Consider the following 11,706-nt stretch of genomic DNA (forward strand, 5'->3'; position numbering starts at 1 on the left):
AAAAAAAAAAACAAAAAAAACAAAAAAAAACAATATAAGTATCTAAAAAAACTAAAAAACGTACTAAATTAACAATTCAATATACAGGAAACATAAAAAAAACAAGTACAACAAAGTAAAACAAGGTGAAATTTAAACAAATATTCCTGAAAAAATTATTTTATAACAAAAAAATACGAAAATACACAATAAATAAAACAGAAAAAGCCTCGAAATTAATATTTCGAGGCTTTTTCTTTATTTATCAGCTAACTTATGCCAATTGTTTTTCCAATTTCTCGTTCAAAACCGATTTTGGAACTGCTCCAATTTGTTTATCAACAATTTCGCCATTTTTGAAGAATAATAAAGCCGGAATGTTACGAATTCCATAACGAACAGAAATTTCTGGATTCTCATCCACGTTTACTTTTCCTATTACAGCCTTACCTTCATAATCCTTAGCTAATTCTTCAACCACAGGACCTACCATACGACATGGACCACACCACTCTGCCCAAAAATCAATTAATACGGGTTTGTCTGCTTTTAAAACAACTTCTTCAAAGTTGCTATCTGTAATTTCTAATGCCATAACCTTTTAATTTTATAAACCGAAGTTATATCTATAATACTATTTAATTGCTAAAATCAATAAACAAAGATAGCAACAACTACCAATGTATTTGTAATTTTAATTACACAAATTCCAAACCAAACTAGTTCAATCGATAATTTATCCCTTCAAACTTGTCTATACAGTCCAAAAACTCATTTGTAAGGTTTATTTTCAGGCTCTTAGCTGGCATTTCGACAGATATTTCATCTTGAGGGTCCCATATCTTAAATTTCAATTGACAATTTGGCACTACTCCCTCAATTTCATTTTGCGCCAGTATATCTTTGATTCCATCGAGAAATGCTTCGTTTAACTTAGGTAAAGGAATATTAATGGTAAAACTCTTAGCCATCTTTTCACGAAGATCAGAAAGCAATTGTACGCTCCGCAGCTCAAAACCCCAATTCCCCACTTGCCTAAAACGCTCCTGTACCAAGCCCCGTAATTGCACAAAATACCCTTCTTGCAGATACCCTTTCAACTTCACATACTCTTCCCCAAATACAGCCATATCATAGGAATCACTATAGTCTTCGATAATAAACGACGCAAAAGGCTTACCGTTCTTGGTCAATCGATGATTAGCTGAAGCTATAATACCGCCAATGACGAGTTCCTTATTCTTAATCCGGTTAAACTCAAGCAAAGTCTCTTCATCTACCTCCGCAGCCTTAACCTTATTGATCAATGCTAAATCTGAAACCGAATTTTGACAAAAATGTTCAATCTCAAACCTGTATGTATCCAACGGGTGACTAGTCAAATAGATACCAATAACATCTTTTTCATATTTAAGCTTTTCAATTAATCCCCACGGCGGACATGGTGCCAAAACTGGTTCTGGCAATTCTGCAGCACCACCGACTCCAAATAGGCTCGCCTGAGCCGAACTTTCATTCTCTTTATAACGCTGACCGAACCGTATTGCCTTTTCCATTCCTGTTGAATTTTCATCCGAATGAAAATACTGTGCACGATGCGTATTCTCAAAACTATCAAAACCGCCGGCATAAGCCAAACTTTCAAAAGCTTTCTTATTGACCGCACGAAGATCAATTCGTTTGGCCATATCAAAAACAGATTTATACAATCCCGACTGCCGAGTTTGTACGATAGCATCTACTGCTCCTGCTCCAACACCTTTAACGGCACCTATCCCAAAGCGGATTGCTCCAGTTTCATTTACCGTGAATTTATAGTAGGATTCATTCACATCAGGACCAAGCACTTCCAACCCCATACGTTTACATTCCTCCATAAAGAATGTGACCTGCTTAATATCATTCATATTGTTAGAAAGCACCGCAGCCATATACTCAGCAGGGAAATGCGCTTTCAAATAAGCTGTTTGATAGGCAACCCAAGCATAACAGGTAGAGTGGGATTTATTAAATGCATAACTCGCAAAAGCTTCCCAGTCAGTCCAGATTTTTTCCAGCACTTTCGCACTATGTCCTTTCTCCTCTGCTTGAGAAATAAACTTGGGTTTCATTTTATCCAATACAGCCTTTTGTTTCTTACCCATAGCCTTACGCAGGACGTCGGCGTCACCTTTAGAAAATCCTGCCAGCTTTTGGGACAAAAGCATTACCTGCTCTTGATATACCGTAATTCCGTAGGTTTCCTTGAGATATTCCTCACAGGCATCCAAATCGTAAACAATAGGATCTATACCATGCTTACGCTTAATAAAACTTGGGATATACTCAATTGGTCCTGGACGATAGAGCGCATTCATCGCAATCAAATCGGCAAATACCGTCGGCTTAAGATCACGCATGTATTTCTGCATCCCCGGAGACTCATACTGGAACACACCGATCGTTTCTCCGCGCTGGAAAAGCTCATAAGTAAGCTCATCATCGATCGGAAATTGATCCGGGTCCAGCACAATACCATGACTTAATTTGACATTTTCAACGGTATCTTTAATCAGGGTCAAAGTCTTTAAACCCAAGAAGTCCATTTTCAGCAACCCCGCACTTTCAACAACATGGTTATCGAATTGCGTTACATAAAGATCGGAGTCTTTTGCTAAAGAAACAGGGACAAAGTTCGTAATATCGTCGGGCGTGATAATCACACCACAGGCGTGGATACCTGTATTTCGTACAGACCCCTCCAATACCCGAGCCTGTCGAATTGTTTCCGCTTCCAACCCAGCACCATCTGCAATGGATTTCAGCCTATTAACAGCTTCAATCTCCTCAGTTCTTAGCTTTTCCTTTAAACCAGCATCATCTAATGTAAAAATCTTGGATAACTTAAGGTTCGGAATCAGCTTGGCAATTTCGTTGGCATCGCCTAAAGGTAAATCCAATACCCGTGCTGTATCTTTGATGGATGACTTCGCAGCCATTGTACCATAAGTAATAATTTGTGCAACCTGACTCGCCCCATATTTATTGATTACATATTGCATGACGCGTCCACGTCCCTCGTCATCAAAATCGATATCGATATCGGGCATAGATACACGGTCGGGATTTAAGAAACGCTCAAAAAGTAGATCATATTTAATCGGATCAATATTGGTGATCCCAAGGCAATAGGCTACCGCCGAACCAGCAGCAGAACCACGTCCAGGGCCCACAGAAACACCCATATCCCGCGCTGCCGCAATAAAATCCTGAACAATCAAAAAGTACCCCGGATACCCTGTCTTCTCAATTGTAGCCAATTCAAAGTCCAGTCGTTCCCGAATATCATCCGTAATTTCCTCATAACGTTTTTCGGCACCTACATAACAGAGATGCGCCAAGTATTTATTTTCGCCGCGTTTTCCACCATCTTCAAGATCAGCTTCAACCTGGAATTCCTCAGGAATATCAAATTTAGGCAAAAGGACGTCGCGATTCAATTTGAATATCTCCACCTTATCGACAATCTCCTGAATATTTAGAATAGCCTCAGGCAGATCCTTAAACAAAGCCTTCATTTCATCCGAAGACTTGAAATAATACTCTTGATTAGGTAAGCCAAAACGAAATCCCCTTCCCCTACCTTTTGGAGTGGAAAGCTTTTCGCCATCTTTCACACATAACAAAATGTCGTGCGCATGGGCATCGCCTTTTTTCTCGTAATAGGTATTGTTGGTCGCAACGACCTTAACCTGATATTTTCGGGAGAACTTAAGTAACGTCTGGTTCACACGTTCCTCATCTTCCTGACCATGGCGCATCAACTCCAGATAAAAATCATCTCCAAATTGCTCTTTCCACCACACTAATGCCTCTTCTGCTTGGCTCTCCCCCATATTCAGAATTTTATTAGGCACCTCACCTTGTAAGTTTCCCGATAAAGCAATCACATCTTCTTTAAATTGAAGAATAAGATCCTTATCAATCCTTGGCACATAATAGAACCCGGCAGTATAGGCAAAAGAAGCAAGTTTAGCTAGATTGTGATACCCTCGTTTATTTTTCGCCAATAATACAATCTGATAACCATTATCCTTTCTGGACTTATCTTTGTGGTTTTCACAGACAAAAAACTCACAGCCAACAATTGGTTTCAAGAGTTGACCAGTAGGCTCCTGCCCATTCTCGATAGCTTCTGCATTTTGAGCCTCGACTTCTTTGTTATGCCCTATAACCCGAGAGACAAACTCAAAAGCCCCCATCATATTTCCATGATCCGTTAGCGCAACAGCAGGCATATTATCTCTGATCGCTGCAGAAACCAACTTATCATACGACATGGTCGACTGCAGGATCGAAAACTGAGAGTGATTATGCAAATGGGCAAATTTAGCATTCTTTAATGCAGCAAGTGCTTCAGCATCAACAACAACCTTAACTTCATCTGGCTCTGATCGTTTTCTAATCTCATCAGAGGCCGCTTTTAAGTTGATATGCTTAAGTCCGACAGTAGGTATAGGACCTGGATTGTTAGTCTTAAAATCTACGAAGTATCCCGTATCTACCTGAAGTTCTTCAGCAGTAAATACCTCCCTTCTAACCAGCTCCAGAAAACAACGCGTCGTAGCCTCAACGTCCGCCGTCGCATTGTGAGCCTCAGCAAAAGGTACCCCAAATAAATAAGAATGCAGTTCGGTCAGGTTAGGCAATTTAAATCGTCCGCCACGTCCTCCAGGAATTTTGAGAAGCTCAGCTGTAACTTCCGTACAGGTATCCAGCACAGGCATATCGACCATATTTGAATTTACACCATAACGATAAAATTCACAGCCCATGATATTCAAATCAAAACCTATATTTTGCCCAACAACGAACTTGGCTTTATTTAATGCTAAATTGAATTTTTCCAGTACTTCCTGAAGCGGCACCCCCTGTTCCTCAGCCAAAGCTGTGGATATACCATGTATTTTTTCAGAGTCATAGGGTATATCAAATCCATCAGGTTTAATTAAATAATCGTGATGTTCGGCCAATTTCCCCATTTCATCGTGAATCTGCCAAGCCAGTTGAATACAGCGAGGCCAATTGTCCGTGTCGGTAATTGGCGCGTCCCAACGCTTAGGTAAACCCGTCGTCTCCGTATCGAAAATAATATACATAAAATTCTAACCCTCTTTAGTACAACACATTAAACGCAATGCAATTTACATTTATTTGAACTTGAAATTTACGAAATTATTAGAGAAGATTGTGTCAGATTTTTGCGAAAATCCACTAAAGAAAATCTCTGCTACATGGCAGTCTCTATTGACTCTTCGTGATAAGAAACAGTATCATGCTCAACGCTAAAATCTACCTTTTTATCTATGCTTAGTTCATGCTTGACACCCTAATTTGATTAAAGCCCAGACAACCTTACATTGGACATAATTACATCAATTTTAATATTGTAATAGATACACTATCCCAAGTATTTAGTATATTTGATTTTGACCCAAAACGTCCATGATTAAAGCTATCTTTTTTGACATCGATGGAACTTTGCTAAGTTTCAAAACACATCAAGTTCCCGAATCCACTCAGCAGGCATTTCAATTATTAAAAGAAAAAAACATCAAGGTATTTGTTTCAACAGGAAGATCCTACAACCAGCTAGGACATATCCGCTATCTTGATTTTGACGGATATATTACCTTCAACGGTGGCTATTGTGTAACGAAGGAACAGGAAGTTATCTATAAAAACAACATTTCTCAGAAAGATATCCGTTCACTGTTGGATTACACTAAAAAGCATAGTGACTTGACATTTTCATTTATGTCTGAAAAAGAAATTTCTCTGAATCAGATTACGCCAGAAGTTTTAAAAATGTACCAACAAGTCAATGTACCTACACCGCCTATTCGGGATTACGAACGAGATTTTGACCTCGATTCAGTTATGCAAATCAATGTTTTTATCAATCCTGAAGAAGAAGCTGAATTTATGGAGAATGTGATGCCAAACTCAGTAGCCTCGAGATGGACCCCCATTTTTGCAGATGTTAATCCAATGGGGCAAAGCAAAAAAATAGGAATAGATGTTTTTCTAGACCATTTCAACATCGCGCTGGAAGAAACAATGTCGTTTGGCGATGGTGGAAACGATATTACGATGCTCGCCCACACCCATATTGGGATTGCTATGGGTAATGCAAACCCCGAAGTAAAAGAAATAGCAGACTATATAACAGACAGTGTTGATGAAAATGGAGTCTGGAATGCACTAAAACATTTTAACATCATCTAAAGATGTATTGTTAATGTAATTCGAGAAGTATTGCTATTACTATTCAGCAGTAAATTATGCTTGTCTGAAAAAAGATAATCCAACCGATGTCGAAAATCATGGATCAACACACTGTTAAACTGATTTTCCAGATAATGGTTGACGCGATAACTTACCTCTAGCATAATCAGCTTGGAAGAGCCAGACAAGCGGATACGGATAGGATGAGAAGACATCGTATTATAACCATTTTCGACAGCATGCTGAATCGCAGGAAGAAGAATGAGCGGTGGCACCTTGATTTTATCGTGCGACCAAAGCTTATTTTCGAATTTCACTAAAAACCCGTCCGGAACAAAGTGTTCAGCCACCTGCAAATACTGGTGCAACAAGTTAAGCTCGACCTCTATCGACTCCAGTCGGTCAACTTGAAGCTTAAGCAACTGCTCTTGAAAAGTATAATATTCCTCCGCATGTCTTTTATCGCTTCGGATAAAGTGATCGAGCAAAAAACTATCCAGCTGACTGTTCCGAAAAGACAACCTATTCGCCAGTGCTAAAAGCTCTTCATTTCTTACACTCTTTTTACCCAGAAAACGATTGATTATACTTGACATTTCTTAAATTGCTATAGATTAGAAACACAAAAATAAGGAAACATTATGTCAAATATTGCAATAGTTATTGAAGAAAGAGCTGCCGACATAGGCAATTTCTTAGTTGGACGACTTCTTCCTTTCAGACAAAAGCGCATGGTCGGTCCATTTATCTTTATCGACCATATGGGACCTGATACCATTGCCGAACCGCACTTTATGGACATTGCGCCGCATCCACATATCGGCTTATCAACATTGACTTACCTATTCGAAGGAAGCATTATGCATCGCGACAGCTTGGGAAATGCTGTAGAGATCAAACCAGGTGCAGTCAACTGGATGACAGCAGGTAAAGGTGTCACACACTCCGAAAGAACTCCCGAACAGCTGAGATCTTCCCCGCATGACCTACATGGACTACAGATCTGGGTGGCCCTCCCGAAAGAACTGGAAAAAATGGATCCCAATTTTGTCCACATTGAAGAACCTCAACTTCCCCATTGGACCGAAGACGGTGTATCCTATCGCTTAATTGCTGGAGAAATTAAAGATCATCGTTCGGAGGTCCCCGTATATAGCCCATTATACCTTATTGAAATCAAAGCAGAAAAAGATGCAACTATTAAACTAGGTAATCATCTATACGGTGAGAGTGGATTGTATATTCTTCATGGAAATGTCCATGCGGAAGGCCAGGAATTTGGTCCGAAACAGATTTTAGTTGCAAAAGATGCTAAACTTTGTGAATTCAAAATGGAGGCTGGCACCTCGGTGTACATTTTTGGTGGCGAGCCTTTCCCCGAACAACGATATATCGACTGGAACTTTGTCGCTTCAGACATCGAAACGCTAAAAATAGCCCGTGAGAAATGGGAAAACCACGAATTTCCGAAGGTACCTGGAGATGACGGCTATATTCCAATTCCACCGGTAAATCCGACTTTAGGGCAGAAAAAAAATTAATCTATCGAATGGGCACAATTCGAAGGACAAAACTGACATAACAAAAAGGCTGGAAATCGTCGTACAATTTCCAGCCTTTTTGTTGATTATATCTTAAAGTCAAACCGCTGCAAAAAACACTAATGAGCTATTCCACTCACCCCGCCGGATACAACCAGTTTCATCGCATCTGTAGGAGACATGTCTAATTTTTTCACCTTCTCTGCACTGATAATCACTACCTGTCCAGCGAAAGAATATGAATAAGGAAAATACACCATCACGTCCTCTTCAAGCCCGATACTTTTTAAGTCATGCTGTGTTAAGAAACCTATTTTTTTTAACCCAAATTCATTTACAGTTACCAGAACAGGCTCATTAAATTTCTTTGCGTCACCAACAAAGGCTTCCGTAAAATCCTTAATCGAGGAATATAGGGTATTTAAAAGTGGAATCCGCTGAATCTGATGATTAATCCATACCTTAATTGGATCGGTAACAAAATTGGTAAAGATTAACCCCGCCAAAACCAATACCAAAATCACCGTTAGAATGCCTATTCCCGGAATATACAAAGGGTGCCCCTTTTCATCCTCCAAAAAATGTTCAGTTAGATTCAGCGCCGAATCAACTGATGCAACAATCCAAACAATTAAAAAAATTGCACCAGCTAGTGGAACAACCACTAGGATACCTCGTATCAAATAATTAATGAACCCTCTGATTAATTTGCTAAACATGAATTGAAAATCAAATATTATTCAAAAATGCAGAATATCCTTTATTATTCATAAAAATAAACTCTTTTTACCCTTTGTGAGATACTCGTCAACAGTTCATAAGGGATCGTCCCTATAGCCCTCGCCGCTGACTTTATATCAGGATACACAATAACTTCATCTTCCTCTCCCACTTCAACATCTGTCACATCCAGCATACACATATCCATACAAATATCACCAATCGTAGGAACCAAAAAGCCGTTCACCAGCATTTTGCCGACACCATTGCCAAAACGTCTGTCATAACCATCTGCATAGCCGATTTTAATTGTCGCAATCTTGCTATCTCTATGCAGAACACCGTGCCTATTATAACCCACCGTTTCGCTAGCTGGAAGACATTTGATTTGCGTGACATTGGTTTTTAGCGTACTCGCCTCCCTAATAGGCAAATCATGACGTTCAATATCGATACCATAGAGACCTATCCCTAGCCTAACCATATCAAAATAAGCATTTGGCCACAACTCAATACCTGATGTTGCCGCGATATGGCGGAGAAAAGAATAACCCAAACCACTTTCTAGACGCTTTGTAAATTCATCCAGCAAATCAATCTGCCGCTGCGTAAATTCACGATCCTTTTCATTGCCGGCTGAAGCCAAATGGGAGAACGCAGATTTCACCACTAAAATCTCTTCGGTTTGGAGCAAAGCGACCAACCTTTCCACCTCATCAGGCATAAAACCCAGACGATGCATTCCTGTATCTATCTTAATATGAATCGGAAAAGAAGCGATCTGTTTCGCCTTCAGAAAATTCAAAAAGGAAAACAATATTCTAAAGCTGTAAATTTCCGGTTCAAGGTTATACTGAACAATAGATTCAAAAGAACTTTCATCAGGACTCATGACCACGATAGGCAGTGTGATGCCTGCACCACGCAAATCAACCCCTTCATCAGCAAAAGCGACCGTCAAATAATCCACTCGATTGAACTGCAAGAGATTAGCAATCTCAAAACTTCCACTACCATAAGAGAAAGCTTTGACCATCGTCATCAATTTCACATGTTTCGGCAGCAGCTGTCGATATACATTCAAATTATTCTCCAGTGCATTCAAATTAATCTCCAGCACAGTATCATGTGATTTTGCAACCAGAAGCTGACTGATACGCTCAAAATGGAATTCCCGTCCTCCCTTTAATAAAACCGTAGCATTTTCAAAAGAAAGCGACCTAATATCAGCTAAGAACGCGGCAGTATCGGCATATGAAATGGAAGGCAGGTCAAATTGCGCAGCCACTTTCGGTAAAACTTCCCCGATTAATATCAATTTATCCAAGCGGTACTCGCTAAGTAAACGTTTCAGCTTAGACAAACTTTTTTCATCATCAATACTGACACCTGGGATATCCGATAAAATCAACATCTTGAACGGATGCTGTCCCTGCTGGTTCAAAAACTCTAGGGCTATTTGGAGTGCATCGAGATCATTGCTATACGAGTCGTCGATAATTGAGCTATTCTTTTTTCCTTTCTTTAGCTCAAGCCGCATTGCTACGGGCTGCAATTCCTTAATCCTGGATGCGATCACTTCGCTTTCATACCCGAAGCGCAGCATCACCGCTACACAGTTTATCGTGTTCTCAACATTTCCTTTATCCACAAACGGTACTTCGACAGCAAAGGTCCGCCCCGCATAATAAAAGGTGACCATGGTAAATCGTTCGTTCACTTGTTTGATGGAATACACCTCCAAAGAAAGCCCCTCATCAAGTCCCCAGGAAAATTTCCGTGGTCGATAGGGCAATTGAATACTTTCGAGGTAGCTATTTGGAAAGATCATGGTTTCCACATGCTTAAAGAGCTCGATCTTTTCATAAATCTTTTCCTCCTTTGATTCAAAACCAGCTTTATGAGCAACACCGATGTTGGTCAATAAACCTATTGTTGGTTTTATCATCTGCTCGAGACGCGGCATTTCGCCTTTTTCTGAAATCCCCGCCTCGATAATTGCAAGATTATATTGATCAGACAGACCCCATAGCGAAAGTGCCACACCGAGCTGAGAGTTGTAGCTCTTAGGACTTCGATAGATTTTATATTCAGGAGACATCAGCTGAAAAAGCCATTCCTTTACTATTGTTTTACCATTGCTCCCGGTAATTCCAATCACAGGATAATCAAATTTCTGACGATGAAAGGTGGCTAATGCTTGCATGGCACCCAAACTGTCTTCTACCCAAAGAATATTAGCATCCGAAAACTCCATCTCCTGCCCTAAATCAACCTGCAGTACAAAATTTCGAACACCCCTATCATAAGCTTCTCTTATATAACGATGGCCATCTCTGTTCTTTTGAAGTGCAAAGAAAATCCCATTGTCCGCTTGGACAATCTTACGGCTATCATAAAACAAATGTTGGATAAAAGAACTGGGATCCGTGATAAATGAGCGATTAGGATGTAAAATCTGGACGATTTCCGATATTTTGTACATTCTCCTGATATTTTTGATTGTGTCAAAACTGAACATTTTTTTAGTTATTTCATATTATTTTTTAAATTTTGACAATATGTTTGACGAAGAAAAAAGAAATAAGAAGGTATTCACACAGCATCAGGCACAACTGAAAGCAGAAAGCTATTGCGCCTATCAGGAACGTGCACAGCAGGAAGTGCGTGACAAGCTCTACAGCTGGGGACTGAACGAAGAAGAAGTTGAAAATGTGCTTGCAAATCTAATCTCAGAAAATTTCCTTAATGAAGAACGTTTTGCAATTGCCTACTGTAACGGAAAGCTCCGTATGAAGGGTTGGGGTAAAATAAAAATCAAACAGGCATTGAAAGCAAAAAGAGTATCCGACCAACTGATAAAAATTGCGTTTAAACAGATAGATCTGGACGAATACGATCAGATATTGAATCATATTATAGACAAAAAACTTCGTGAAATCACAAGCAAAGACCGCTACACCATCAAAAATAAGGTTTATCAGTTTGCGCTGTCACGTGGATTCGAAAGTGATTTAATTTTTTCTATACTGAATTCAAAGGAGTTATAAAAAACACAAAAAGAAAGTAAATAAATATTTTGCAATATTGAATATTCGCTCTATATTTGCATCACCAAAAAGGAACGCAAGGTTCCTCTAAAAGTTGAAATAAAATTCCAATGCGAAAATAGCTCAGTTGGTAGAGCACAACCTTGCCA

8 protein-coding genes are annotated in these 11,706 nt (G+C 39.5%); 3 read left to right on the forward strand and 5 right to left on the reverse strand.

Annotation, left to right across the window (positions count from 1 at the left end; translation table 11 throughout):
• Positions 1-253 precede the first annotated feature (253 nt).
• Both trxA and dnaE read right to left on the reverse strand, forming a co-directional pair.
• Positions 254-574 (reverse strand): thioredoxin, encoded by a 321-nt coding sequence (gene trxA, locus B3C94_RS21640; protein ID WP_104385830.1) that lies wholly within the window; start codon positions 572-574, stop codon positions 254-256.
• A 124-nt stretch (positions 575-698) separates the two neighbouring features.
• Positions 699-5,117, reverse strand: a complete 4,419-nt coding sequence (gene dnaE, locus B3C94_RS21645) for a DNA polymerase III subunit alpha (RefSeq protein ID WP_293907683.1) — start codon at positions 5,115-5,117, stop codon at positions 699-701.
• A gap of 346 nt (positions 5,118-5,463) precedes the next feature.
• Between dnaE and B3C94_RS21650 the strand changes: the two genes are divergently transcribed.
• Positions 5,464-6,246 carry a Cof-type HAD-IIB family hydrolase gene (locus tag B3C94_RS21650; RefSeq protein WP_293907685.1) on the forward strand — a complete coding sequence of 261 codons (783 nt, stop codon included), beginning with the start codon at positions 5,464-5,466 and terminating at the stop codon, positions 6,244-6,246.
• Here B3C94_RS21650 and B3C94_RS21655 read toward each other — a convergent pair.
• The gene (locus tag B3C94_RS21655) at positions 6,243-6,842 is read right to left on the reverse strand and encodes a hypothetical protein (RefSeq protein WP_293907687.1); all 600 of its coding nucleotides are present in this window, start codon (positions 6,840-6,842) and stop codon (positions 6,243-6,245) included. The two genes, B3C94_RS21650 and B3C94_RS21655, sit on opposite strands and share 4 nt — an antisense overlap.
• A 45-nt stretch (positions 6,843-6,887) precedes the next feature.
• On the opposite strand from B3C94_RS21655, the gene B3C94_RS21660 reads away from it, so the two are divergent.
• A complete protein-coding gene (locus B3C94_RS21660) occupies positions 6,888-7,787 on the forward strand; it encodes a pirin family protein (protein WP_293907689.1) in 900 nt (299 codons plus the stop codon).
• Between the two features lie 119 nt (positions 7,788-7,906).
• Here B3C94_RS21660 and B3C94_RS21665 read toward each other — a convergent pair whose 3' ends face one another.
• Positions 7,907-8,506 carry a DUF502 domain-containing protein gene (locus tag B3C94_RS21665; RefSeq protein WP_293907691.1) on the reverse strand — a complete coding sequence of 200 codons (600 nt, stop codon included), beginning with the start codon at positions 8,504-8,506 and terminating at the stop codon, positions 7,907-7,909.
• A gap of 44 nt (positions 8,507-8,550) precedes the next feature.
• The gene (locus B3C94_RS21670; protein WP_293907693.1) at positions 8,551-10,992 is read right to left on the reverse strand and encodes a bifunctional UDP-N-acetylmuramoyl-tripeptide:D-alanyl-D-alanine ligase/alanine racemase; all 2,442 of its coding nucleotides are present in this window, start codon (positions 10,990-10,992) and stop codon (positions 8,551-8,553) included.
• Positions 10,993-11,068: 76 nt separating this feature from the next.
• Here B3C94_RS21670 and B3C94_RS21675 point away from each other — a divergent pair, with 76 nt between their 5' ends.
• On the forward strand, positions 11,069-11,557 hold the full coding sequence (locus tag B3C94_RS21675; protein ID WP_293907695.1) for a regulatory protein RecX: 489 nt from the start codon (positions 11,069-11,071) through the stop codon (positions 11,555-11,557).
• The last annotated feature ends 149 nt before the right edge of the window (positions 11,558-11,706 follow it).

It is taken from the genome of Sphingobacterium sp. UBA5670, assembly GCF_002420705.1.
Taxonomy (GTDB): Bacteria; Bacteroidota; Bacteroidia; order Sphingobacteriales; family Sphingobacteriaceae; genus Sphingobacterium.

Excerpts from the sequence above, each read along its gene's own strand:
- trxA (WP_104385830.1), bottom strand. The coding sequence starts at position 574 with ATGGCATTAGAAATTACAGATAGCAACTTTGAAGAAGTTGTTTTAAAA.
- dnaE (WP_293907683.1), bottom strand. The coding sequence starts at position 5,117 with ATGTATATTATTTTCGATACGGAGACGACGGGTTTACCTAAGCGTTGG.
- B3C94_RS21650 (WP_293907685.1), top strand. The coding sequence starts at position 5,464 with ATGATTAAAGCTATCTTTTTTGACATCGATGGAACTTTGCTAAGTTTC.
- B3C94_RS21655 (WP_293907687.1), bottom strand. The coding sequence starts at position 6,842 with ATGTCAAGTATAATCAATCGTTTTCTGGGTAAAAAGAGTGTAAGAAAT.
- B3C94_RS21660 (WP_293907689.1), top strand. The coding sequence starts at position 6,888 with ATGTCAAATATTGCAATAGTTATTGAAGAAAGAGCTGCCGACATAGGC.
- B3C94_RS21665 (WP_293907691.1), bottom strand. The coding sequence starts at position 8,506 with ATGTTTAGCAAATTAATCAGAGGGTTCATTAATTATTTGATACGAGGT.
- B3C94_RS21670 (WP_293907693.1), bottom strand. The coding sequence starts at position 10,992 with ATGTACAAAATATCGGAAATCGTCCAGATTTTACATCCTAATCGCTCA.
- B3C94_RS21675 (WP_293907695.1), top strand. The coding sequence starts at position 11,069 with ATGTTTGACGAAGAAAAAAGAAATAAGAAGGTATTCACACAGCATCAG.